Below are 24,398 nucleotides of genomic sequence, written 5' to 3' on the forward strand. Positions count from 1 at the left end.
AAATAGGTACGCTATAAGAGAGATGAGAATAGTTGCAGCTGTCATTCTCTAGTAAAAATAATAAAGAACTAGTAACCAATGGTTTCTTAGTGGTTGAAATAAAAGTTGTTCAATGAATAGTGAAAGTAGAAGGGGTGTAGGTCTATATGCAAATCGCGTCAAATTTTTTTATGGCGGTACTTATTTTTTTGATCCAACCAACTTTTTTGGTTGGCTTAATTATTGCAATCGGAACGAGTTATCAAAGAATCAAAACAGAAAGAAGCAATCATCGAGTCGCTATTTACAAAGCGTTTTATGAAGTCAAAAACTATTTGCTGTTAGGATTGGTCACTGGCCTGATCGGTTCCTTGTTATCAATAGGAATCGGATTTCCCATTACATTAGACTGGATTATTGTCTATCAAGTTGTAACGATTTTACTGATGATCGTCGGTTATCGTTTCGTGCACCCGTTATTTGCTTTTTCTCTGACGACTTTGGTTTTAATCGGGGGAGCTATGGTAGGTACTCAAGATACCTTTAATTTTTTACCCGCTGGCTGGTATCGACCATTGACACAAATGCAGTGGGTCAACACTAGTTTGATCACCAACGTATTATTTATAACGGTCTTTTTGTTAGCAATGACATTAGTGACATTAAGCAAACACGCGACCAAACAACTTTCGCCTCGTTTTTTGAATACAAAGCGCGGGAAAAAAATTGCTCGTTATCAAATAAAACCTTTTTGGGTAGTTCCTTTATTATTGATCATCCCCGGAGAAAGTTTTGGAGCCTTTTTTGACTGGTGGCCTGTATTTGCAATCGGAAACCAAACGTATTCCTTTTTCTGGCTACCTATTTTAATGGGATTCCGTTTTACGGTACAGTCGCAAATGCCTAAAGCGGCTACTGAACTAATTGTGAAAGACTTAGCTGTTTTAACGGTTGTGGCAGGATTGACAGCTATTGGTTCAATTTGGACGAGTTATTCAGGATTTGCCGGATTGATTTTATTAATCGTCGGAGGAGCGGTAGTCCTTTACCGTCACCGTCAACGTGAGAAAAAATGGACCTTTTTATTTGGCCCATCAGACAGCGGTATTAAAGTCATCGGCGTTCGTCCGGACACACCTGCTGAAAAAATGGAATTAACTGTCGGAGATACCCTTATTTCTTGTAATGACCACCCGCTTGCAACGGAAGAAGATTTTCATCAAGCATTATCTAGCAACAGTGTTTATTGTCGCTTGAAAGTAAAAGGACCAGATGGAGAACTTCGGTTAACTGAAACGGCTTTATATGCAGATTCACCGCATGAAATCGGCTTAGTTTTGCTGCACAACTAGCTAAGAATACCTAAAGAAAGAATGAACATAATGGGGGAAGAAAATGAAAAAAGTCTTGATTGTCGATGATGAGCAGTCGATTTTGACGTTACTGGCCTTTAATTTAGAAAAAGAAGGCTATCAAGTACAAACAGCGTTGGATGGATTAGCGGGATATTCGCTAGCAATAGCTAATCGATACGATTTTATTATATTGGATTTAATGTTGCCTACAATGGACGGAATTGAAATCTGTAAAAAATTACGTCAAGAAAAAATAGATACACCGATTATGATTTTAACTGCAAAAGATGATGAACTTGATAAAATTATCGGCTTAGAATTAGGTGCAGACGATTATATGACCAAACCCTTCAGCCCGCGTGAAGTATTAGCTAGAATGAAAGCCATTATGCGACGAGTTACTAAGCAGCAGCAGAAAGCTGAAACATCTAGTGAAAGCGAAGAGGCTCCCAAAATTGAAGTAGGAGAAATCCAAATTTTTCCTAGCCAATATAAAGTCTTGGTACGGGGAGAACAAATTGATGTAACACCTAAAGAATTTGAGCTGCTTTTATATATGGCTAAAAGAATCAATCGGATTTTAAGCCGAGAACAGTTGCTGAATGCTATTTGGAATTTTGATTATACAGGTGAAACGCGAATCGTAGATGTTCATATTAGCCACTTAAGAGAAAAAATTGAAAAAGATACTAAAAAACCGGTTTATATCCGAACGGTTAGAGGTTTTGGATATAAATTTGAGGTTCCTAAAGCATGAAAAAATTGCAATTTCGAATTATTTCAATTCTCATGACGGTATTTGTTATCTTTAGCATTTGTATCGGATTTTTTTCTACTCAGCTGCTGCAAGACTATGCGGTTGAAAGTCAGGAAGAAGGCTTGGTCGAACAAGCGATTATGGCTGGAAGCAGTTTGGATGGTGTGGCCAAAGATCCGTCAGATTTTTTGAATTTAAAACAAGAGGCATCTGTTTTGAAGCAACATACAAAACATCGGGTCACTTTAATTGCTCTCGATGGTACAGTTGTTTACGATTCAGCGAAACAAAGCCCAGCGTTAGAAAATCATCGCAACCGCGAAGAGGTCCAAGCAGTCTTAACTGGAAAGCCTCAAGGAACGGATTTAAGAAAAAGCAATAGTACAAATGAGACGTTATTTTATGTAGCACGACCTGTTCTAGATCAAGCAGGAGAAGCAATCGGAGTGTTTCGTTTAGCGAAGCCATTGGCAGAAATGAAACAGTTGAACAGCCAAATCCGAAATTCTATCCTCACTTTTAGTGTGTTGGCCTTAGTATTGGCAACCGGTATTACCTTTTTGATAACCAAACGAATCGCAAACCCGATCGAAGAAGTGATGGATGTAGCGAAAAACTTATCTGATAAGCAATACAGCTCCCGCTACAGCGGCAAAGGTTATGGTGAAGTAGCCAAGTTAGGGGCTACGATCAATGGTTTAGCAGAAAGCTTGCAAGAACAAATGCAAGAAATCGATCAAAATGAAGAACGGCTCAATGAATTAATCAATCATTTAGTCATTGGCGTTATGTTATTAGATGAACAGCGCAACATTCAAAGAGTCAACCCAGTGATGTGTCGGATTTTGGGAATGGACAGCAACGAATTATTGGGACAATCTTATGCCGATGTAACGAAAAGTTATGGCCTTAGTCATCTAATTGAAAAAACGTATCGTAAAAAAGAAATGCAAAATAAAGAGATTTACTTTTATTACCCGGCGGAACGAATTGTTGATGCAAATATTGTTCCAATAGCTGGAAAAAATAAAGGCGACATGAATTTGATCGTCTTGCTGTACGACATCACTGAGATTCGGCGGCTAGAAAAAGTTAGAACGGATTTTGTGACCAATGCTTCTCATGAATTGAAAACTCCAGTAACAGCATTGAAAGGTTTTTCCGAAACGCTGCTTGATGGCGCAATGGAGGATAAAGACGTTTTAAAACAATTTTTAGAAATCATGTTAGCGGAAAGCAGCCGCTTAGACTTGCTGGTGAACGATATTTTAGAACTATCTAAATTAGAACAGAAACAAGTTCCGATTGCTTATGAAGAAGTTAGAGTTAAAGACGCTGTCTTATCCACTTTTAAACTTGTTAAACAAAAAGCGGAACAAAAACAAATCACAATGGAGTTTATTGAGGAAGAAGAGGTTAACATTGAAGCCGATAGCGGCCGGTTGAAACAAATATTAGCCAATTTAATTGATAATGCTGTCATTTATACGCAAGCTGGCGGCAACATAGTAGTGACGCTCAAGAAGAAGGAAGAACATGCGATCATTTCAATCAGCGACAATGGAATGGGCATTCCAGAAGACGAATTGAACCGCATATTTGAACGTTTTTATCGTGTAGATAAAGCTAGAAGCCGTAATTCAGGCGGTACGGGATTGGGTTTATCGATCGTGAAATACTTGGTTGAAAACTTTAACGGCACCATCGCGGTCCAAAGCAAAGCAGGATTAGGAACAACCTTTACATTAACTTTTCCGATCCGTCATTTTTAACCATTAAGTATAAAGAGCAAAGGCAGAGAACAAGCGGATAGTTTGCTTGTTCTCTGCCTTTTTTTCGTTTGTTTACAATTTTTCAGTTTCTTTACAATCGACTACATAAACAATACACAAAGCCGGTCAGAAATTAACAGACGACCTTTAAGATAAGAGATGTGGACAAGGAAAACAAGTCCAACGTTATAAAAAAGGATGGGGAAAACAATGAATTTAAAAAAAGCAATGAAATTTGGGATAACTTTAGGATTAGGCTTAACGTTAGCGGCCTGTGGAAATTCGACTTCGAATGCAACGGATACGGGCTCGGCTGAAGGGGGATTCGATGCTGCACAAGACATTCATGTTATTTCTCGTGAAGATGGTTCTGGAACACGAGGGGCATTCACAGAAATCACGACAATATTAGAAGAAGATGCTGAAGGCAACGAAGTAGACGGTACTTATATGGAAGCGACGATACAAAATAGTACAGATGGTGTAATGACTTCTGTATCTGGCGATGAAACAGCGATTGGTTATATTTCATTAGGTTCATTAAATGATACTGTCAAGGCTGTTAATATCGAAGGAGTCGAAGCAACAGCTGAGACGATTGCAGACGGTTCATATGCGATCGCACGTCCTTTCAATGTAGTTTATAAAGATAACTTAGGTGAAGCAGCTCAAGATTTTTGGGACTTCATGTTCAGTCAACAAGGACAAGAAATTGTTGAGTCTGAAGGCTATGTAACAGCAACTGAAGACGCTTCTGAGTATACTGCTCCAACAGATCTATCAGGAAAAGTCAGCGTTGTCGGTTCAACATCGGTTACACCAGTCATGGAAATGCTAGCTGAAGAGTACCAAACATTAAACCCAGAAGTTACGATCGACATTACTTCTAATGGTTCTTCTGCTGGGATCACTGCAGCGGTAGATGGAACAGCTGATATTGGAATGGCTTCCCGCGAACTGAAAGAAGAAGAGCAAGCTGATTTAACAGCAGGAGTTCTCGCAATGGATGGCATCGCAGTTATCGTCAACGAAAACAATACGATTGATGAATTAACGATGGATCAAGTCAAACAAATCTTTACAGGTGAGTTGACTACGTGGGAAGAACTGACTAAATAAACCATTTATGATATAAAAAACAAACAAAAAGAACTAAAAAACAGATCAGAACATACGGGTCTGTTTTTGTTCTGTTCAAGGAAATAAACGGCAACAGCAAAAAAGCGGATCAAATCAAACCTTAAACTGAAGCGGTCCTGCTGAAAAATAAGAAGGTGAACGAAATGAAAACAAAAAAAATAGAAGGCTTTATGCAAGGGGTTTTTCTTGTTTCAGCTTTAACGTCTGTATTGGCCATCGTCTTAATCTGTGTCTTTATCGTTGCAGGCGGCTTGCCTTTCGTTATGGAATATGGCTTTGGCAATTTTTTATTAGGAAAAAATTGGACCCCCTCTAATACTCCAGCAGCTTACGGGATTCTTCCAATGATCTTTGGCTCAGTTTCCGTTACGTTAGGAGCAGTAGTGATAGGTGTTCCGATTGGGGTGTTGACAGCGGTATTTATGGCACGATTTTGCCCGCCTAAACTCTATAAGGTTTTAAAACCAGCGGTCAATTTAATGGCTGCAATTCCCTCTATTGTATATGGATTTTTTGCCTTGCAGCTAATCGTGCCGTTGATGCGCCAATTTGTTGGCGGGACTGGAATGAACATGTTGACGGTTATGCTGTTGTTAGGAATCATGATTTTGCCGACAATTATCGGAATGTCGGAAGCGGCAATTCGGTCCGTTCCAGAAAGCTATTACAGCGGCAGCCTTGCTTTAGGAGCAACGCATGAACGTTCAGTGATGCGTGTTATCTTGCCAGCAGCGAAATCAGGGATTCTTTCTTCTGTCGTCTTAGGAATCGGGCGAGCAATCGGCGAAACGATGGCCGTCGTCTTAGTAGCTGGAAATCAACCGCGAATCCCAGATTCATTGACTCAAGGAGTTCGGACGATGACAACCAATATCGTTCTGGAAATGGCTTACGCTAGCGGTCAGCACCGCGAAGCACTGATTGCAACAGCTATGATGCTGTTTGGGTTTATTTTATTGATCAATGGGATCTTTATGTTGATCAAAAGAAAAGAGGCCATCAGATGAGTAGTAAACTAATACGGACCTTTATTTATCTTGCTGCTTTCATTACTTTCGGCTCTTTGTTTTTTATTATAGGTTTTATTTTATACAACGGTTTGCCGCATTTGACTCCGGCTCTTTTTTCTTGGAACTATACAACAACCAACGTTTCTTTGCTGCCGGCATTGCTGACGACCTTTATGGTTGTTGGATTAACCTTGCTGATAGCTACCCCGCTTGGAGTATTTACGGGTTTTTATTTGGTCGAGTACGCTAAAAAGAACAATAAAGCAGTCGGGCTGATTCGGATTGCAACAGATACATTAGCGGCTATTCCATCTATTGTTTACGGATTGTTTGGAATGCTCTTTTTTGTCACATTTTTGAATTTTCAATATTCGCTTTTAGCCGGTGTCTTAACGGCGGTCATGATGGTCTTGCCGCTGATTATTCGCTCAACTGAAGAAGCTTTGCTCGCTGTTAACGATTCATTAAGACAAGCGAGTTTTGGTTTAGGGGCGGGAAAATTAAGAACTATTTTTAGAGTCGTATTGCCAGTTGCAATGCCGGGGATTTTATCAGGCATCATTTTAGCCAGTGGGCGAGTAGTCGGGGAAACGGCGGCTTTGATGTACACTATGGGAACTTCAACCAATTTACCGGATGGCTTGTTTGCTTCCGGAAGAACGTTGGCTCTTCATATGTATGTGTTGTCTAGCGAAGGACAGCATGTCAATGAATCTTACGCTACTGGGGTCGTGCTGCTGGTAGTTGTTCTGATTATTAACGGACTGTCAACGTACCTTAGCAATTTGCTGACAAAGGAGAAAAAATAATGGATAAATTGATGATAAAAAACATGGACCTCTTTTATGGCGATTTTCAAGCTCTCCATAATATCGATTTAACGATTGCAAAAAACGAGATCACAGCTTTTATAGGCCCTTCAGGATGTGGGAAATCCACCTTGATCAAAAGTCTAAATCGGATGAACGATTTAATTGAAGGCTGTACGATCACGGGTGAAATAAAAATGGATGGTCAAGACATTTATGCCAAAGAGACGGATCCTAATTTGCTGCGCAAACGAGTGGGGATGGTCTTTCAGCAACCCAATCCTTTTCCGATGAGCATTTACGATAATGTCGCTTATGGGCCAAGAACCCATGGCATCAAAAATAAACAAACGTTAGATGCATTAGTTGAAAAGAGTTTGCGGGAAGCGGCTATCTGGGATGAAGTAAAAAATGATTTGAAAAAAAGCGCGTTATCTTTATCTGGCGGACAACAGCAACGAATCTGTATTGCTCGTGCATTAGCGGTTGAACCAGAAGTTTTGCTGATGGATGAACCGACGAGTGCATTGGATCCGATTTCCACAGCAAAAATTGAAGAACTGGTAACTGTGCTGAAAAAAGATTATACTCTTGTTATGGTAACGCACAATATGCAACAAGCTTCACGAATATCAGACAAAACAGCTTTCTTTTTAAATGGACGGATTGTTGAAATGGGTGAGACAAGAAAAATCTTTACTCAGCCAATACAAAAAGAAACAGAAGATTATATTTCAGGACGTTTTGGGTAAGAATCATTTTATTTTTAGTAAAGAGGAGTTGATAATATGAGACAATTATTTGAAGAAGAATTAACTAAACTGCATCTTCATTTTTCGGAAATGGGGATGATGGTCAATGAAGCGATTTACAAATCCGTTAAAGCCTTTATCAACCATGACAAAGAATTGGCACAGGAAGTTATCGATCAGGATCATCATATTAATGAACTCGAGTTATCCTTAGAGAAGAAATGTTTTGAATTGATTGCTTTACAACAACCCGTGACCAGCGATTTGCGTAGAATTGTAACTGTCATGAAAGCTTGCGCTGATTTAGAACGAATGGGAGACCATGCTGTTAGTATTGCTAAATCGACTATTCGTGTCAAAGGAACGAAACGCGTCCTTCAAATCGAAGCAGAAATCGGCGAACTTTCTGGTAAGGTAAAAGAGATGGTGAGAACCGTATTAGAAGCCTATCTTAAACAAGATGTAGAGGAAGCACGGAAAATTGCAGCTAGTGATACAGCTGTCGATGCGCTGGCCGAAGTAATTCACCAACAATGTATTGAAGAAATGAAAGCCGACCCGGAATTAGTTCTAGGCGGTACAGATTATCTTTTAGTTTCGGGATATTTAGAGCGAATCGGCGATTATGTGACCAATATTTGCGAATGGATCGTTTATCTTGAAACTGGAACCATTACAGAATTGAATCCGCACCATAGTATTTAATTATCTTTGACTAGCTGGTTTGCTGCAACAAACCAGCTAGTCTTTTTTTCTGTACAAAAGATGAGAAAGAGCAATGAAAAATAAGGGGACTCTCATTTTTATGAAAATTAATTCTGATACCCAATCGAGCGAAAAAAACGATTATTTGCCTAGAGAAATGCAATGATTTCAATCTTTTTCTTTGCTCTTTGAAGACAAAAACGATAAGATAAAACAAAAAAGTAATGTTCATTTACATAAAATTTACAATTACACTGATGAACCTTTACAATAGTAAGTTATGATAAGGCAGTATGCGATTTGTGTAAACACTTAGGAGGTAAACAATGAAACTAAAAAGTTTTTATACTATGGTAGTTTTGACTTTGGGCGTCGTTTTAACGGCTTGTGGGCCGGTTGTAGGAGAAGAATCCATTACAGCTGTAGGATCATCAGCATTGCAGCCGCTTGTTGAAGCTGCTGGGGAACAATATGGTGCTGAAAATTTAGGGAAGTTTATTAATGTACAAGGCGGCGGTAGCGGAACGGGTTTAGGTCAAATTGCTGCTGATGCTGTAGAAATTGGCAATTCAGATATTTTTGCAGAAGAAAAAGAAGGTATAGATGCTTCTAAATTAGTGGACCATCGAGTAGCGGTCGTTGGAATCGCGCCTATTGTCACTCCAGGTGTTGGAGTAACCGATATTCAATTAGAAGATTTAGAAAAAATATTTACTGGTGAAATCACGAATTGGAAAGAATTAGGTGGAAAAGACTTGCCGATCACGGTATTAAACCGTTCTTCTGGGAGCGGAACACGGACAACTTTTGACCGATGGGTATTATCGGAAGGCAAAAAAAGTATGATTACACAAGAACAAGAATCAAGCGGAACGGTGCGCCAAATTGTAGCCAGTACACCGGGGACTATCAGTTATGTAGCTTTTTCTTACATTGACGATTCAGTTGAATCACTGTCTATTAATGGGATTGAACCGACTGACGAAAATGTTAAAACAAACGACTGGATTATTTGGTCTTATGAACACATGTATACAAACGGTGAGCCAACAGGTTTAACAAAAGACTTTCTAGAGTATATATTATCAGATGATATTCAAGGAACTTTAATTGAAGCGCTTGGCTATATTCCGACCAATACAATGCAAGTCGAACGTGATGCTGCTGGAAATACAACTGATGTGGCACAACCTGAATAAAATACAAATAGATAATAGAAAAAAGATGGCAAAGACGTCCAATCATTAAGGTTTGACGTCTTTCATTCAGAAGTTAACAGCAGAAGAAGAAGAGGAGGGTTTCTTTTGGAGGACATTCAAGGAAAACTAGTAGGTCACTCGGGCAAAGGAAGACTTGAAAAAATCGGTAAAGCAGTCAGTTTTATCTGTATTGCATTTATTGTTTTTGTAGTAGTGTCTATTTTATATTTTGTAGCAAGTAAAGGGATTTCTACTTTTACTAAAGACGGCGTTTCGTTAAGCAGCTTTCTAACCGGTTCTGTCTGGAACCCAGGAAACGTCGGAGAAGACGGTCAACCATTGGCAGGAGCATTGCCGATGATTGCTGGTTCGTTTATTGTAACGTTGTTATCAGCTCTTGTTGCGACGCCATTTGCCATTGGAGCCGCTATTTTTATGACAGAGATTTCGCCGACTGTCGGAAAACGCATTTTGCAGCCCGTTATTGAATTATTAGTTGGAATTCCTTCTGTCGTTTATGGATTCATCGGCTTAACGGTTATTGTTCCGTTTATACGGGGAATTTTTGGCGGCAGTGGTTTTGGAGTATTATCTGCTGCGGTAGTCTTATTTGTTATGATTTTACCAACGGTAACAAGTATGGCAGTAGACACGTTAAATGCTGTTCCGCGCCATTACCGAGAAGCTTCTTTAGCAATGGGGGCCACTAGATGGCAGACCATCTATAAAGTCGTTCTAAGAAGCGCTACACCGGGATTATTAACAGCAGTTGTGTTTGGAATGGCTCGTGCTTTTGGCGAAGCTTTGGCAGTGCAAATGGTTATCGGAAATGCTGCGCTAATGCCAACCAACTTAATCACTCCAGCTTCAACATTGACCAGTATTTTGACCATGAATATGGGGAATACGGTTATGGGGACACTTGAAAACAACGTTCTTTGGTCATTGGCTCTAATCTTATTGCTGATGGCATTATTCTTTAATATTTTAACCCGTTGGATTGGGAAGAAAGGGGCTATGAAGTAAAATGAATGCAAAAAAAGCAGATAAAATAGCGATTGGCGTATTGTATGCCATTGCTGGAATCATTGTCTTGATCTTATTCAGTTTGTTAGCTTTTATTTTATGGCGCGGAATTCCTCAAATCTCTTGGGAGTTTTTAACAACACCATCGAAGTCGTTTCAAACGGGTGGCGGAATTGCGATTCAGTTGTATAATTCATTCTACTTATTGATTTTAACGATGGTGATCAGCACACCTATTTCGTTAGGTGCAGCTATTTATTTATCTGAGTATGCCAAGAAAAACTGGCTGACAGATTTAGTCCGAACAGCCATTGAAGTCTTAAGTTCATTGCCGTCAGTTGTGGTAGGGCTTTTTGGTTTCTTGATTTTTGTATTACAATGGGGCTTAGGATTCTCGATTCTTTCAGGAGCAATGGCTTTGACATTGTTTAACTTGCCGCTGCTAACGAGAACCATTGAAGATTCGTTAACCGCTATTCCTGCAACTCAAAGAGAAGCAGGCTTGGCGCTAGGGTTGTCGCGTTGGGAAACAGTGACTCGGATCATTTTACCAGCAGCTTTACCGGGGATTCTGACCGGGATGATCTTAGCTGCAGGGCGTATTTTTGGTGAAGCTGCTGCTTTGATTTATACAGCTGGACAAAGTGCGCCGGCATTAGATTTTACAAATTGGAACCCAATGTCTATTTCGAGCCCTTTAAATATTATGCGTCCGGCCGAAACATTAGCCGTGCATATTTGGAAAATCAACAGTGAAGGTGTCATGCCTGATGGGGCACAAGTATCGGCCGGAGCTTCAGCGGTGCTGATTATTGCTGTCTTGTTGTTTAACTTTGGTGCTCGTTTCTTAGGCAAGAAACTACACAAAAAAGCTACTTCGGGTTAAAAAAACGAATGATCAAGCCACTCAAGGAGGAAGAAAAAATGCCGGAACAAGCAAACCTTGAAACAAATATACTAAAAATGAGTGCTGATAAGCACATCGACCTGTCTACGAAAGATTTACATGTTTGGTATGGACAAAATGAAGCCATCAAAGGGGTATCCTTAGAATTCGAAGAAAATAAAATCACATCATTGATTGGTCCGAGCGGCTGTGGAAAATCGACGTATTTACGTTCGCTGAACCGTATGAATGATGAAATTCAAATAGCTAAAGTAACCGGCGAGATCATTTATAAAGGCGAGGACATCAATGCGTCTGATGTTGATGTCTACGAAATGCGTAAAAACATCGGTATGGTGTTCCAACGTCCGAATCCTTTCAGCAAATCTATTTACGACAATATCAGTTTTGCTTTAAAACGCCATGGAATCAAAGACAAAGCAACATTGGATGAAGCCGTTGAAACGAGCTTAAAACAAGCGGCGCTATGGGAACAGGTCAAAGATGATCTACACAAAAGTGCATTAGCTTTATCTGGCGGACAACAACAACGATTGTGTATTGCCCGTGCAATTGCCTTAAAACCAGATATTTTATTGTTAGACGAACCAGCAAGTGCACTTGATCCGATTTCAACCAGTCAAGTAGAAGAAACATTGCTGCAGTTGCGTGAAGACTATTCGATCATTATTGTGACACATAATATGCAGCAAGCATCGCGGATCAGCGATTATACAGCTTACTTTTATATGGGAAATGTTATTGAATACGATGAAACCAGAAAAGTCTTTACACGTCCGAAAATACAGTCAACTGAAGACTATGTCTCAGGTCACTTTGGTTAGGGGGAAACAACGTGAGTAAGGAAAAATACATTATTGAATCCAAAGATGTTCATTTGTATTATGGGAAAAACGAAGCTTTAAAAGGAGTTTCCTTGGACTTTAAACCAAAAGAAATCACAGCTTTGATTGGTCCGAGCGGTTGTGGGAAATCGACGTATTTAAGAACATTGAACCGGATGAACGATTTGATTCCTGATGTAACGATTACGGGGAATATCACTTTTGAAAATCAAGACATCTACAGCCCGAAAATGGACACAGTTGAATTGAGAAAAAAAGTCGGAATGGTGTTTCAACAACCGAATCCCTTTCCGTTTTCGGTTTTTGAAAACGTAGCTTACGGCTTAAGAATTGCCGGTATGAAAGACAAAAAGAAAATTGAAGAAATCGTTGAAATAAGCCTGAAAAAAGCAGCTGTCTGGGAAGATGTCAAAGATAAGCTGCATAAAAATGCCTTGTCGCTTTCAGGTGGACAACAACAACGGGTATGTATTGCTCGTGTTTTGGCAATCGAACCTGCAGTGATTCTCTTGGACGAACCAACAAGTGCACTGGATCCTGTCTCAAGCGGGAAAATCGAACGCATGTTGATGGATTTAAAAGAAGATTATACAATGATCATGGTTACGCATAATATGCAGCAAGCTTCTCGGATTTCTGATAACACCGCTTTTTTCTTAAATGGAAAGTTAATTGAGTTTGGCGAAACAAGACAAATTTTTACGAATCCACGTAAAAAAGAAACAGAAGATTATATTTCTGGACGTTTCGGGTAATTCATAGGATAATAGAGGAAAGATGGTTAAATAGGAGTGGTAGCAAATGAGACGTGTATTCGAAGAAGAATTAAATGATTTACACAACCATTTTTTTCAAATGGGGAAAATCGTAAACGAAGCAGTATATAAATCGGTCAAAGCTTTTGTCAACCATGATAAAGGATTGGCCCAAGAAGTTATTGATGGAGATATCATCATCAATAAACATGAAGTAGATTTAGAGAAAAGGTGCTTTGAAATGATTGCTTTACAACAGCCGGTCACAACGGACTTGCGTAAAATCGTAACGATCATGAAAGCAAGTGCTGACTTAGAGCGAATGGGCGACCATGCTGTCAGCATCGCCAAATCAACGATTCGTGTTAAAGGCAATAAACGCGATTACGCTATTGAAGCTCAAATCGCAGAAATGTCTGAAAAAGTTAAAGTAATGGTTCAAGGAGTATTAGATGCATATGTAGTCTCGGATGCTGATAAAGCTAAAGATGTCGCGTTAAGCGATGTAGCAGTCGACAATGACTTCAAAAAAATCTATAAAGCTTGTATCAAACAAATGAAATCTGACCCTGATATTATTTTAGGTGCGACGGATTACATGCTGGTTGCTGGTTATATTGAACGAATCGGCGATTACGTTACTAATATCTGTGAATGGATCATTTATTTAAACACAGGTAAAGTAACGGAATTAAACACGCATAATAAAAATGATCACTTTTTAAATAGTTGATTTAAACGAATTTATGAAAGAATGCCAATCAAGCAGCTGTTTGATTGGCATTCTTTTTCCTATCTGCAGCAGACTAAAATCATTACTTTACAGCAGTTCTATGGTAGGATAAACACATGAGTGGATACACATGTATAGAAAAGGGAGATCGCGATGGATCAAGACAAAACACCGTTATTGGATGATAAAACGATTCAAAAAGTGAGCAAATTATTTAAAGTAATCAGTGATCCGACACGCATTGCTATTTTATATCTATTAGAAAATCAGGAATTGAATGTCGGAACAATCGCAAAATTAATGGAAATGGAGCAATCTGCTGTTTCTCACCAACTAAAAATTCTGAAAACTGCTCGTTTGGTTAAATCACGCAGCGCAGGTAAAAGCCGCTTGTACAGTCAAATGGACGACCATGTTTACAGCATTCTAAATCAAGGATTGGTTCATACTGAAGAAGAAAAAAATGAAACAAACACTGAGACACCCACTGTAAAAGAAAAAACAAAGAAGACCGCGTATGCAAAGCCATAAAGATGTTTTTTGCATTTAAATAAGTTCTATGTTAGGATTATAAAAATTTAGCTGCGAAAGGATGAGGAGATATGGGGATGCATCAGTACATTAAAAGCTTGAGTGACTTGGAGAGCATTTTTCGGTGTCCAGGGAAATTCAAGTATGAAGAACATTCAGTTGCCGCACATTCTTTTAAAGTGACTAAAATTGCTCAATTTCTAGGAACCGTAGAAGAACAACGGGGAAAAGAGGTCAATTGGCGTTCGCTTTATGAAAAAGCCCTCAATCATGATTATTCAGAATTGTTTATTGGGGATATCAAAACACCGGTTAAATACGCAACTCCTCAATTAAGAGAGATGTTGGCAGATGTCGAAGAGTCGATGACCGAAAACTTTATTCGAAATGAGATTCCTAAAGAGTTCCAAGCGGTGTATTCAGAACGGTTGAAAGAAGGCAAAGATAGTACGCTTGAAGGCCAAATTTTATCGGTTGCGGATAAAGTTGATTTGCTTTACGAGTCTTTTGGAGAAATTCAAAAAGGAAACCCTGAAAGTATTTTTACAGAAATCTATGAAGAATCGTTAAAAACCATTTTACAATTTAAGCACTTAAATAGTGTTCAGTACTTTTTAAACGAAATTTTGCCGGACTTATTAAGCGGCAATTTTACTAATCAGGCTCAATTGCAAAACATATCGCAACGAATTTTAGCAGATTAAAACAGGAACAAACGTTCGCTAAACAAAAGAAATGTGTTATAATAAAATAACTAGAAGGAAAATAGGATGCACTTCGTTATCCTATTTTTTGTGTTTTGCGTTAAACTAGAACTAATAAAACAAAAGTTGAAAAATCAAAGTTTACCATAAAAGGAGAAAACACATGCGAAATGATAAAATAGTGATTCATGGAGCCCGCTCGCATAATCTGAAAAATGTAGATGTAACGATTCCCAGAGACCAATTAGTAGTTTTGACCGGTTTGTCGGGTTCGGGTAAAAGCTCGTTAGCTTTTGATACGTTATATGCTGAAGGCCAAAGACGGTATGTTGAAAGTTTATCAGCCTATGCCCGTCAATTTCTTGGGCAGATGGATAAACCAGACGTTGATAGCATTGACGGGTTAAGTCCGGCGATTTCTATTGATCAAAAAACAACCAGTAAAAATCCTCGTTCTACCGTTGGAACAGTGACCGAAATCAATGACTACTTACGGTTGTTGTATGCCCGTGTAGGACACCCGATTTGTCCAAATGACGGGACTGAAATCACTAGTCAATCTGTCGAACAAATGGTAGATCGTGTATTGGAGTATCCAGAAGGAACACGGGTACAAATATTGGCTCCTATTGTCGTTGGAAAAAAGGGGCAGCATAAAAAAGTTTTTGATAAGATCAAAAGCGAAGGTTACGTTCGCTTGCGTGTCAATAAAGAAATGTACGATATTTCAGATGATATCGTACTGGAAAAAAATAAGAAACACGATATCGATATTATCATTGACCGAATCGTAGTCAAAGACGGTATCCGCTCGCGGTTATTTGATTCTTTTGAAGCAGCTTTGCGATTGGCAGAAGGTTACGCCATTGCCGATATTATGGGAAAAGAAGAGGTTTTGTTCAGCGAGCATTACGCTTGTCCATACTGTGGGTTCACAGTCGGCGAATTAGAACCGCGATTGTTTTCTTTCAATGCTCCGTTTGGTGCTTGTAACGATTGTGACGGTTTAGGGGTCAAATTGGAAGTCGATACCGATTTAGTCATACCTGAAAAATCGATGACATTAAGAGAAGGGGCCATTGCACCTTGGAAACCGATCAGTTCCAATTACTACCCGCAACTGTTGGAACAAGCCTGTAAAAGCTTTAACATTGATATGGATACCCCTTTTGAAGAATTAACGGAAAAAGAACAAAACTTTGTCTTAAAAGGTTCGAACGGAGAGTTGTTTCATTTTCATTATAAAAATGATTTTGGAGGCATAAGAGACGTAGATTTGCCTTTCGAAGGCGTGCTCCATAATATTTCAAGACGGTACAAAGATACCAACAGTGACTACACCAGAGACCAAATGCGTCTCTATATGACCGAGTTGACTTGTCAAACATGCGGAGGAAAACGGCTGAATCGCCAAGCGTTATCGGTTAAAGTAGCCGGCAAAGATATTGGGGACATCAGTGAGTATCCGATTGAAGAAGCTATTGGATTCTTTAGCGAGCTGACGTTAACTGAACATGAAAGTATGATTGCTAAGCCGATTTTAAAAGAGGTTGACGACCGATTGAATTTTCTGAGCAACGTTGGGCTTAATTATCTGACCTTAAGCCGGACAGCTGGGACATTATCTGGCGGAGAAGCGCAGCGGATTCGGTTAGCCACACAAATTGGTTCTAATTTGTCAGGTGTTTTGTATATTTTGGATGAACCCTCAATTGGATTGCACCAACGAGACAACAATCGTTTGATTGATTCATTGAAAAAAATGCGTGATTTAGGCAATACACTGATCGTTGTCGAGCACGATGAAGACACGATGTTAGCAGCCGACTATTTGATTGATATTGGACCTGGAGCTGGTGAAAAAGGCGGAGAAATCGTTGCTTATGGCACTCCTAAAGAGGTTTCACAGAATCCTAAATCCTTAACAGGCGCCTATTTATCTGGCAAAAAGTTTATCCCTGTGCCAAAAACCCGTCGAGATGAAGACAAAGGAGCTATCCGTATTACAGGAGCAGCAGAAAATAACTTAAAAAATATTTCTGTTGATTTTCCATTAGGACGTTTCGTAGCTGTTACCGGCGTTTCTGGATCGGGTAAAAGTACGTTAGTAAACGGTATTTTGAAAAAAGCTTTATCTAGAGAATTAAACCGTTCAAAACAAAAACCAGGTAAATTCAAAAAAATGACTGGGCATGAAGGTTTAGAAAAAATCATTGATATTGATCAAAGCCCAATTGGTCGGACTCCACGAAGCAACCCGGCCACTTACACCAGTGTTTTTGATGATATCCGTGATTTATTCGCTTCGACCAATGAAGCAAAAATCAGAGGGTACAAAAAAGGCCGTTTTAGTTTCAACGTCAAAGGCGGTCGGTGTGAAGCTTGTAGAGGTGACGGTATACTAAAAATAGAAATGCACTTTTTACCTGATGTTTATGTTCCATGCGAAATTTGTCATGGCACCCGTTACAACTCTGAAACGTTGGAAGTACGCTACAAAGGTAAAAATATTTCGGATGTTTTGAATATGACCGTCGAAGAAGCTGTTTCCTTTTTCGAACACATTCCAAAAATTCACCGGAAAATGCAGACGATTATTGATGTGGGTCTAGGGTATGTTACTTTAGGACAGCCAGCAACTACATTGTCAGGTGGAGAAGCACAACGGATGAAACTGGCAAGTGAATTGCACAAACGGTCAGATGGAAAAAACTTCTATATCTTAGATGAACCGACAACAGGTCTGCATACAGAAGACATTGCTCGATTATTAGAAGTATTAAATCGATTGGTCGAAGCTGGAAACACGGTTTTGGTGATCGAACACAATTTAGATGTGATCAAAACAGCTGATTACGTTATTGACTTAGGCCCCGAAGGCGGAGCTGGCGGCGGTACTGTTTTAGTGACCGGAACTCCAGAAAAAGTGGCGAAGACTAAAAAAAGTTATACAGGTCGCTATTTAAAAGAGATTCTTAAACGAGATACCGAACGTGGGAAAGCTCTAACGAATTAAAATTAAGTGAAACGTATATTAGAATAGGTGAAGGAGCTGAGAAAGCATCAAACTCAGCTCCTTTTTTTGGATAAGCTTTTAATAGCTATAGTTTTCGAATTCATGGTAAAATAAAGCTAGAAGCCGGGAATCACAAGGTTCAGACTAAGTAAGGATACGAAAATCGTTCTAAAGTCCTATGACAAAAAGTCCCTAGTCAAGCATAATAGAGACAGAACAAAGAAACCCTATCGAATATGTCACTTAAAAAATTGCTAGCAGATGGAATATCATAAGGAGGAATATCACCATGAAAGAAAGAGAAAGAATCCTAGATTTAGTTAAACAAGGAATCATTTCGACTGAAGAAGCATTGACCTTGCTTGAAAACATTGCCAAAAAAGAAGGTAAAGAAGCTGTCAAAAAAGATCAGTCAAATGTTCAAAAACCGATTCCGCCAAAAGAACCTGTGATTGAACCTGAAGCGCCTGAAGCGGAAGAAGATTTTCAAGCAGGTGAAGAACAATATGAAGCGGAACAAGAAAAAGACCGTATTCGTTTAGAAGCTATTTTGGAAGAACTGGCTAATGAAGCCTCTCGTTATTCTGCTCAATTAGATGTGAAAAACGCAGAGATTACCGACCTTGACCTTCAATTGAAGCGAGCAGAAGAAAAACTGATGGTGCTGGAAACAATGGAAGATTTAGATGAATTGGATTCAGAAAAAGAACCGGAATTAAAAAAATTAAGCCAAGAAATCGAAGAACTTGAAGCACAATTGAACGATCTTAAAGAAGACAAAGCAGCGTTAAATGAAAAGCTGCGCACCGTTAGACAAAAACAATGGGGAACTCAAAAGAAACAAATCACAGATAAATTTGAAATTCCAGACGATTGGAAAGATGCCGCTAACGAAACGCTTAATCAAGTAGGCGGGAAGATGTCCGAAGTCGGGAACCAATTTGGCAAATTAATGAAAAATACTTTTTCAACAGTGATGGACAATATGGATTGGAAAGATGTGAACATTCGTGTACCAGGTCTAGCTGCTACAAAACTGACACACGAATTCAATTACCCGGCTAGCACAGCGACGATTCTTGATGTCAAAGTGGCCAATGGCGACGTTCTTTTTAAAAACTGGGACAGCGAAGACATTAAAATTGAAACAGATATCAAGATTTATGGCAAAATCGATTCTGACAGCCCATTTGAAGCTTTCTTAAAACGCAGTACAGTAGAAGTTTCAGAAGAAAAAGTCTTGTTCCATGTGCCGAACAAACGCATTCGTTGCGATGTTGTTTTCTATCTTCCTGAAAGAATGTATGATCATTCGGCTATTAAGTTATTGAATGGAAATGTGAAGTTCGAAGCGTTCGAAGGCAAAGACATTTATGTCAAATGCACGAATGGCAATATGTTTTTTGAGAAAGTAACGGCAACGATGCTGGAAACAGAAGGTGTAAATGGTACGGTTACAGTTATCGATAGCAAAATCCGTGATCTTGTGGTCAACAGCATCAATGGCGGAATCGTCACACGAGGCGATATCCAAGGAGCGAATTTATCAACGGTTAACGGCACTGTAAAAGTAACGATTTCGGGAGAAGAATTGAAACGCTTAGAGGCTACATCAGTCAACGGTACTGTAAAAGTTTCATTGCCAAAAGAGTTGAGTGTAGAAGGAAATGCCAAAAGCAATTTAGGCACGATTCAAAACCGGATGGAAAATATCGAAATCGTGAAAGAAAAGAAAGACCGCACAAACCAATTGTCTGAATTCAGACGTTATTTAGAAAGTGCACCGGTTACCTTGATCGTTAGTACAACAACCGGAAATATCTTATTGAAAGATACTGAATAAAAAAGCAAAAAGTGATGGAGAAATGTTGACGTAAGCCGCATTTCTCAGTAAACTAATACCAATATAAAGAGGTGAAAAGAGATGAAAAAATTAACAAAATCAAGAGAAAATAAAATGGTCAGCGGTGTCTTAGCAGGAATAGCTGAATATTTTGGCTTTGATCCAAGTATTTTGCGTATCCTTTACGCGATTGCTATCTTTTTCGGGTTTGGTTCGCCGATTATTTTGTATATCCTTTTAGCGATAGTCATTCCGGAAGCACCGGGATCAGGAAAATTTAAAGATTTCCATACACCAAACAAAAGACCCCGTAAAGAAGCTGAAAAAGTTAAAGAAGCCGAAAAAGTGACCGATGATGATTGGAGTGACTTTTAATGAAACTGTGGCAAGGAGTTATCGTTAATGCTCTATTATTTCTAGCGTTATCAGGCTTTTTCCAAAACTCCTTTTATGTGGAGAACATTTGGATTGCTTTAGGTGCTAGTTTAGTACTGGCATTACTGAATATGGCAGTAAAGCCTATCTTAGTTTTACTGTCCTTGCCGATAACGATCCTTACGTTAGGATTGTTTAGCATCATTATCAATGCGGGAATGTTAAGTTTGACGGCAGCGATCGTTGGTTCAGGTTTCCAGTTCAGAACATTTGGAACAGCGATTTGGGTAGCCATTTTAATGTCGCTGGCTAATACACTGATCAGCAGTCGCATTACGTCAGACAATCGAAGATAGGCAAGCAACAATTAAAGAGCAGTAAGGCGTGGGTATAAAGCCGCGCCTTTTTTTATTAGGATAGATAAAACGTACTTCTGAAAAGGCATTCAGCCAGAAACAGAGGTATTTTCTTTTTTTAATTGGAATTGCAGCGATATCCTTTATTCATGCCACCTAAAATGGTAAACTGGAGAGCATAAGCAATGAACTTAGAAAGCTGAAAAGAAGGTATTCAAAGAAATAAAAGCACAACCAATTCGTTGAATGCAGAGGAGAATAGAAGATGACTAATAGTGTAACCGTAAAGGAATTAGTGGATGCTCTTGATTTAAAAGTACATAATGGAGAGGAATTCTTAGGACGTTCGATCGTAACCAATGATCTTTCAAGACCAGGGTTAGAATTGACGGGTTACTTTAATTATTACCCGCAAGAACGAATCCAATTATTTGGAAGAACGGAAATTTCATTTTCCGAACGCATGTCAAGCGATGAACGATTGATGGTCTTTCGGCGGATGTGCCAACCGAATACTCCTGCGTTTTTAGTTTCACGTAATTTAACGTTGCCAGATGAGTTGATTCAAGCTACTGTGGAAAAAGAAATTCCATTGCTGTCTTCATCACATTCAACGACTCGTTTAGCCAGTAATGTGACAAATTTTCTAGAAGAACGCTTAGCTGAACGCATGTCCGTTCATGGGGTTTTGATCGATATTTATGGAATGGGCGTTATGATCACAGGCGACAGCGGTGTCGGGAAAAGTGAAACAGCACTCGAATTGATTCAAAGAGGTCACCGTTTAGTAGCTGATGATCGGGTAGAATTGCATATGCTGGATGAAAATCGAATCGTAGGAGAACCGCCGGAAATATTGCGGCATTTACTTGAAATACGCGGCATCGGAATTATTGATGTTGTAAACTTATTTGGAGTAGGCTCCATTCGTTTGAGCAAGACCGTTAATTTAATTGTCAATTTAGAATTATGGGATAAAAATACTAAATTTGATCGTTTGGGCAGCGGCGACGGCAAGAGACGAATCTTTAATGTTGACGTTCCATTAGTTTCGATCCCCGTAAAAACAGGGCGTAATTTAGCAGTGATCATTGAAGCCGCAGCTATGAACTACAGAGCGAAAAAAATGGGGTATAATGCAACCGAAACATTCGAAAAAAATCTTGAAAAATTGATCAAAAATAATTCTGAACAAGTTTAATAGAAATGGAGATTAGAAAATGAACTTTTTATTCAGTGCAATCAACCCGATTGCATTTTCATTAGGACCGCTTGAAGTTCATTGGTATGGGGTGATTATTGCTTCTGCTATTTTTGTGGCCATTTTTTTAAGCATGCGAGAAGCGGAAAAGCGCGGACTTGAAGGCGACAGTATTATTGATATAGCATTATGGGCTTTGCCGATTGCTTTTATAGGCGCCCGGCTTTATTACGTCTTATTCGAACTGGGGTATTACCTGCAAAATCCTGATCAAATCTTAGCGATTTGGAATGGCGGGATTGCTATCTATGGCGGTTTGATTGCCGGCGGATTGACCGTTTATTGGTTTGCTAAGAAAAAAGGTATTCCCATTTGGTTGTTGTTGGACATTTTAGCGCCAAATGTGTTGTTAGCACAAGCCATTGGCCGCTGGGGCAACTTCATCAACCAAGAAGCTCATGGCGGAGAAGTTTCTCTTAGCTTTTTAGAAAAGCTTCATTTACCTGAATTTATCATCAATCAAATGAACATCAGCGGTGTCTATTACCATCCAACCTTCTTATATGAATCGCTATGGAGTCTCTTAGGTTTTTTTGTTATCCTCGTTTTGAGACAACGCAAACACTTGTTGCGACGCGGAGAGGTAGCGTTGACGTATGTTTTATGGTATTCGTTGGGACGCTTCTTTATCGAAGGATTAAGAACCGATAGCTTATGGTTGTTAGATTGGCTGCGTGTGTCACAAGCCTTGTCGGTCATTTTATTTATTGGAGGAATCGTTGTCTGGTTTATCCGGCGCCAAGATTACCCACCGAAGCCTTATTACTTAGAGGGCATGGAACCAATTGAAAAAGAAAAACTAACTGAAAAATAGAGTTGAAAAAACAGCAAGGAGTTTTAGTAGTGAAAATTGAAACAGTGTTATTTGATTTTGATGGAACATTAGCCGATACGAACGAATTGATCAGACGTTCTCATTTAGAGGTTTTAGAAGAATATTATCCTGGAGAATACGATGCAGAAAAAGTCCGGGCTTTTAATGGTCCGCCTTTGGATTTGATTTACAGCAACATCAATTTTGCTGAAAAAGAAACTATGATAGCTAAATACCGGGCATTTAACGAACTGTACCATGATGAATTGGTAACGTTGTTCGACGGCGTACAAAATAGTTTGAGATTACTGAAACAAAACAGGATCCAGTTGGGTGTTGTTTCAACAAAACGAAACGATACCTTGTTAAAAGGCATCAAATTGTTGGGATTAGATGGATTATTCGATACCGTTGTAGGTGGAATGGATTACACTCATCCTAAACCAGACCCGGAGCCGATTCTTGTAGCGATGTCACGGCTCAATTGCCGTAAAGAAACCACGATTATGGTCGGCGATAACTTCCATGATATTCTGTCCGCAAAGAACGCTGGAATTCCAGGTGTTTTTGTTGGCTGGTCGGAAAAAACGTTGGAAGAAATAGCACCATATGCTCCGTCTTTTATTGTGCACACAATGGAAGAATTAACGGAACTGGTTTTGACTCATCAGCTCGTTGGTAATGAAAAGAGCTGAAGGTAAAGGAGATAGGAAAACAATGGCAAAAAAAATTGCTGTGCTCGGGGCAGGTTCTTGGGGAACGGCCTTAGCGATGGTTCTTGAAGAAAATGGACATGAGGTTCGTTTGTGGAGCCATAAAGCGAGCCAAGTAGCAGAAATCAATCAGCAACACACGAATAAAGCGTACTTACCTAAAACGATCCTTTCGAAACGAATCAAAGCGTATCAAGATCTGGCATCGGTGCTTGAAGAAGCAGATGCAGTGTTGTTTGTTGTTCCCACAAAAGCGATACGTGAAGTAGCACGAAATGTAGCGGCTTATTTAACAAAACCGACCATCATCATTCATGCTAGTAAAGGATTAGAACAAGAAACGCACAAACGGATTTCCATTATTTTAGAAGAAGAAATTCCGACTGATAAGCGCACAGCTGTTGTAGCTTTATCTGGTCCCAGTCATGCTGAAGAAGTAGCTGTCAAAGATTTGACCACTATTACAGCCGCTTCAACCCATCAAGAATCGGCTGAATTTGTACAAGATCTCTTTATGAATGATTATTTTAGAGTGTACACCAATCAAGATATTGTTGGAGTGGAACTAGGGGCAGCATTAAAAAACATTATTGCTGTGGGAGCTGGGGCACTTCACGGTTTAGGCTATGGAGACAATGCTAAGGCCGCTTTGATGACACGAGGGCTAGCTGAAATCAGCCGATTAGGAGTAGCTTTTGGGGCAGACCCCATTACATTCTTAGGGCTCAGCGGGGTTGGAGATTTGATCGTCACTTGCACCAGTATCCATTCAAGAAACTGGCAAGCTGGCAATTTGCTAGGGCAAGGAAAAACAGTAGCAGAAGTTCTAGATAAGATGGAAATGGTTGTTGAAGGAATCTCAACCACTAAAGCCGCTTATGAATTGGCTCAAGAAAAAGGTATCGAGATGCCGATTACTGCAGCAATTTATAAAGTGTTGTATAATGAAGCAGATGTAAAAGAAGCTGTAGTGTCTTTGATGACACGAGGCGGAAAATCGGAAGGTCACTAAAGACCAAAAGCTATTATCGTATTGGAGGA

The 24,398-nt window shown here is 39.4% G+C and carries 24 protein-coding genes; all 24 read left to right on the plus strand.

Features of this window, described 5'->3' with window-relative positions; translation table 11 throughout:
- The first annotated feature begins 146 nt into the window (after positions 1-146).
- Positions 147-1,331, plus strand: a complete 1,185-nt coding sequence (locus tag NY10_RS10490; RefSeq protein WP_058919899.1) for a PDZ domain-containing protein — start codon at positions 147-149, stop codon at positions 1,329-1,331.
- 43 nt (positions 1,332-1,374) lie between these two features.
- Positions 1,375-2,091: a response regulator transcription factor gene (locus tag NY10_RS10495; RefSeq protein WP_058919900.1), complete on the plus strand. Its 717-nt coding sequence runs from the start codon at positions 1,375-1,377 to the stop codon at positions 2,089-2,091.
- The gene (pnpS, locus tag NY10_RS10500; protein WP_058919901.1) at positions 2,088-3,863 is read left to right on the plus strand and encodes a two-component system histidine kinase PnpS; all 1,776 of its coding nucleotides are present in this window, start codon (positions 2,088-2,090) and stop codon (positions 3,861-3,863) included. Before NY10_RS10495 ends, pnpS begins: the two co-directional genes overlap by 4 nt.
- Before the next feature lie 210 nt (positions 3,864-4,073).
- A complete protein-coding gene (locus NY10_RS10505; RefSeq protein ID WP_058919902.1) occupies positions 4,074-4,982 on the plus strand; it encodes a substrate-binding domain-containing protein in 909 nt (302 codons plus the stop codon).
- Positions 4,983-5,146: 164 nt separating this feature from the next.
- Positions 5,147-6,010, plus strand: coding sequence for a phosphate ABC transporter permease subunit PstC (pstC, locus tag NY10_RS10510; protein WP_058919903.1), 864 nt, complete (start codon positions 5,147-5,149; stop codon positions 6,008-6,010).
- The gene (gene pstA / locus NY10_RS10515) at positions 6,007-6,822 is read left to right on the plus strand and encodes a phosphate ABC transporter permease PstA (RefSeq protein WP_058919904.1); all 816 of its coding nucleotides are present in this window, start codon (positions 6,007-6,009) and stop codon (positions 6,820-6,822) included. Before pstC (NY10_RS10510) ends, pstA (NY10_RS10515) begins: the two co-directional genes overlap by 4 nt.
- Positions 6,822-7,574 (plus strand): phosphate ABC transporter ATP-binding protein PstB, encoded by a 753-nt coding sequence (gene pstB, locus NY10_RS10520; protein WP_058919905.1) that lies wholly within the window; start codon positions 6,822-6,824, stop codon positions 7,572-7,574. The genes pstA (NY10_RS10515) and pstB (NY10_RS10520) overlap by 1 nt, the downstream gene beginning before the upstream one ends.
- Before the next feature lie 36 nt (positions 7,575-7,610).
- Positions 7,611-8,279, plus strand: a complete 669-nt coding sequence (phoU, locus tag NY10_RS10525) for a phosphate signaling complex protein PhoU (protein ID WP_058919906.1) — start codon at positions 7,611-7,613, stop codon at positions 8,277-8,279.
- 326 nt (positions 8,280-8,605) lie between these two features.
- Positions 8,606-9,478: a phosphate ABC transporter substrate-binding protein PstS family protein gene (locus tag NY10_RS10530; RefSeq protein WP_058919907.1), complete on the plus strand. Its 873-nt coding sequence runs from the start codon at positions 8,606-8,608 to the stop codon at positions 9,476-9,478.
- A 105-nt stretch (positions 9,479-9,583) separates the two neighbouring features.
- The gene (pstC, locus tag NY10_RS10535) at positions 9,584-10,504 is read left to right on the plus strand and encodes a phosphate ABC transporter permease subunit PstC (protein ID WP_058919908.1); all 921 of its coding nucleotides are present in this window, start codon (positions 9,584-9,586) and stop codon (positions 10,502-10,504) included.
- Position 10,505: 1 nt separating this feature from the next.
- Positions 10,506-11,390 (plus strand): phosphate ABC transporter permease PstA, encoded by an 885-nt coding sequence (gene pstA / locus NY10_RS10540; protein WP_058919909.1) that lies wholly within the window; start codon positions 10,506-10,508, stop codon positions 11,388-11,390.
- Positions 11,391-11,467: 77 nt separating this feature from the next.
- Positions 11,468-12,235 carry a phosphate ABC transporter ATP-binding protein PstB gene (pstB, locus tag NY10_RS10545; RefSeq protein WP_231726804.1) on the plus strand — a complete coding sequence of 256 codons (768 nt, stop codon included), beginning with the start codon at positions 11,468-11,470 and terminating at the stop codon, positions 12,233-12,235.
- 11 nt (positions 12,236-12,246) lie between these two features.
- The gene (pstB, locus tag NY10_RS10550; RefSeq protein WP_058919911.1) at positions 12,247-13,011 is read left to right on the plus strand and encodes a phosphate ABC transporter ATP-binding protein PstB; all 765 of its coding nucleotides are present in this window, start codon (positions 12,247-12,249) and stop codon (positions 13,009-13,011) included.
- Between the two features lie 46 nt (positions 13,012-13,057).
- On the plus strand, positions 13,058-13,744 hold the full coding sequence (gene phoU, locus NY10_RS10555; RefSeq protein ID WP_058919912.1) for a phosphate signaling complex protein PhoU: 687 nt from the start codon (positions 13,058-13,060) through the stop codon (positions 13,742-13,744).
- A 153-nt stretch (positions 13,745-13,897) separates the two neighbouring features.
- Positions 13,898-14,275, plus strand: coding sequence for an ArsR/SmtB family transcription factor (locus tag NY10_RS10560; protein WP_082664238.1), 378 nt, complete (start codon positions 13,898-13,900; stop codon positions 14,273-14,275).
- Between the two features lie 71 nt (positions 14,276-14,346).
- A complete protein-coding gene (locus NY10_RS10565) occupies positions 14,347-14,979 on the plus strand; it encodes an HD domain-containing protein (protein WP_058919913.1) in 633 nt (210 codons plus the stop codon).
- Between the two features lie 163 nt (positions 14,980-15,142).
- A complete protein-coding gene (uvrA, locus tag NY10_RS10570; RefSeq protein WP_058919914.1) occupies positions 15,143-17,995 on the plus strand; it encodes an excinuclease ABC subunit UvrA in 2,853 nt (950 codons plus the stop codon).
- 289 nt (positions 17,996-18,284) lie between these two features.
- Positions 18,285-19,838 carry a daptomycin-sensing surface protein LiaX gene (gene liaX / locus NY10_RS10575; RefSeq protein ID WP_058919915.1) on the plus strand — a complete coding sequence of 518 codons (1,554 nt, stop codon included), beginning with the start codon at positions 18,285-18,287 and terminating at the stop codon, positions 19,836-19,838.
- 81 nt (positions 19,839-19,919) lie between these two features.
- Positions 19,920-20,213 carry a PspC domain-containing protein gene (locus NY10_RS10580; RefSeq protein ID WP_058919916.1) on the plus strand — a complete coding sequence of 98 codons (294 nt, stop codon included), beginning with the start codon at positions 19,920-19,922 and terminating at the stop codon, positions 20,211-20,213.
- Positions 20,213-20,569: a phage holin family protein gene (locus tag NY10_RS10585; RefSeq protein WP_058919917.1), complete on the plus strand. Its 357-nt coding sequence runs from the start codon at positions 20,213-20,215 to the stop codon at positions 20,567-20,569. The genes NY10_RS10580 and NY10_RS10585 overlap by 1 nt, the downstream gene beginning before the upstream one ends.
- Before the next feature lie 265 nt (positions 20,570-20,834).
- On the plus strand, positions 20,835-21,770 hold the full coding sequence (gene hprK / locus NY10_RS10590; protein WP_058919918.1) for an HPr(Ser) kinase/phosphatase: 936 nt from the start codon (positions 20,835-20,837) through the stop codon (positions 21,768-21,770).
- Positions 21,771-21,789: 19 nt separating this feature from the next.
- On the plus strand, positions 21,790-22,644 hold the full coding sequence (gene lgt, locus NY10_RS10595) for a prolipoprotein diacylglyceryl transferase (protein WP_058919919.1): 855 nt from the start codon (positions 21,790-21,792) through the stop codon (positions 22,642-22,644).
- 29 nt (positions 22,645-22,673) lie between these two features.
- On the plus strand, positions 22,674-23,339 hold the full coding sequence (gene ppaX / locus NY10_RS10600) for a pyrophosphatase PpaX (RefSeq protein WP_058919920.1): 666 nt from the start codon (positions 22,674-22,676) through the stop codon (positions 23,337-23,339).
- A 22-nt stretch (positions 23,340-23,361) separates the two neighbouring features.
- Positions 23,362-24,369 carry an NAD(P)H-dependent glycerol-3-phosphate dehydrogenase gene (locus tag NY10_RS10605; protein ID WP_058919921.1) on the plus strand — a complete coding sequence of 336 codons (1,008 nt, stop codon included), beginning with the start codon at positions 23,362-23,364 and terminating at the stop codon, positions 24,367-24,369.
- Positions 24,370-24,398: the final 29 nt, after the last annotated feature.

The organism is Carnobacterium sp. CP1 (genome assembly GCF_001483965.1).
GTDB classification, from domain to species: Bacteria; Bacillota; Bacilli; order Lactobacillales; family Carnobacteriaceae; genus Carnobacterium_A; species Carnobacterium_A antarcticum.

Coding starts and splice junctions, on each gene's coding strand:
- NY10_RS10490 (WP_058919899.1), top strand. CDS start 147: ATGCAAATCGCGTCAAATTTTTTTATGGCGGTACTTATTTTTTTGATC.
- NY10_RS10495 (WP_058919900.1), top strand. CDS start 1,375: ATGAAAAAAGTCTTGATTGTCGATGATGAGCAGTCGATTTTGACGTTA.
- pnpS (WP_058919901.1), top strand. CDS start 2,088: ATGAAAAAATTGCAATTTCGAATTATTTCAATTCTCATGACGGTATTT.
- NY10_RS10505 (WP_058919902.1), top strand. CDS start 4,074: ATGAATTTAAAAAAAGCAATGAAATTTGGGATAACTTTAGGATTAGGC.
- pstC (WP_058919903.1), top strand. CDS start 5,147: ATGAAAACAAAAAAAATAGAAGGCTTTATGCAAGGGGTTTTTCTTGTT.
- pstA (WP_058919904.1), top strand. CDS start 6,007: ATGAGTAGTAAACTAATACGGACCTTTATTTATCTTGCTGCTTTCATT.
- pstB (WP_058919905.1), top strand. CDS start 6,822: ATGGATAAATTGATGATAAAAAACATGGACCTCTTTTATGGCGATTTT.
- phoU (WP_058919906.1), top strand. CDS start 7,611: ATGAGACAATTATTTGAAGAAGAATTAACTAAACTGCATCTTCATTTT.
- NY10_RS10530 (WP_058919907.1), top strand. CDS start 8,606: ATGAAACTAAAAAGTTTTTATACTATGGTAGTTTTGACTTTGGGCGTC.
- pstA (WP_058919909.1), top strand. CDS start 10,506: ATGAATGCAAAAAAAGCAGATAAAATAGCGATTGGCGTATTGTATGCC.
- pstB (WP_231726804.1), top strand. CDS start 11,468: ATGAGTGCTGATAAGCACATCGACCTGTCTACGAAAGATTTACATGTT.
- phoU (WP_058919912.1), top strand. CDS start 13,058: ATGAGACGTGTATTCGAAGAAGAATTAAATGATTTACACAACCATTTT.
- NY10_RS10560 (WP_082664238.1), top strand. CDS start 13,898: ATGGATCAAGACAAAACACCGTTATTGGATGATAAAACGATTCAAAAA.
- NY10_RS10565 (WP_058919913.1), top strand. CDS start 14,347: ATGGGGATGCATCAGTACATTAAAAGCTTGAGTGACTTGGAGAGCATT.
- uvrA (WP_058919914.1), top strand. CDS start 15,143: ATGCGAAATGATAAAATAGTGATTCATGGAGCCCGCTCGCATAATCTG.
- liaX (WP_058919915.1), top strand. CDS start 18,285: ATGAAAGAAAGAGAAAGAATCCTAGATTTAGTTAAACAAGGAATCATT.
- NY10_RS10580 (WP_058919916.1), top strand. CDS start 19,920: ATGAAAAAATTAACAAAATCAAGAGAAAATAAAATGGTCAGCGGTGTC.
- NY10_RS10585 (WP_058919917.1), top strand. CDS start 20,213: ATGAAACTGTGGCAAGGAGTTATCGTTAATGCTCTATTATTTCTAGCG.
- hprK (WP_058919918.1), top strand. CDS start 20,835: ATGACTAATAGTGTAACCGTAAAGGAATTAGTGGATGCTCTTGATTTA.
- lgt (WP_058919919.1), top strand. CDS start 21,790: ATGAACTTTTTATTCAGTGCAATCAACCCGATTGCATTTTCATTAGGA.
- NY10_RS10605 (WP_058919921.1), top strand. CDS start 23,362: ATGGCAAAAAAAATTGCTGTGCTCGGGGCAGGTTCTTGGGGAACGGCC.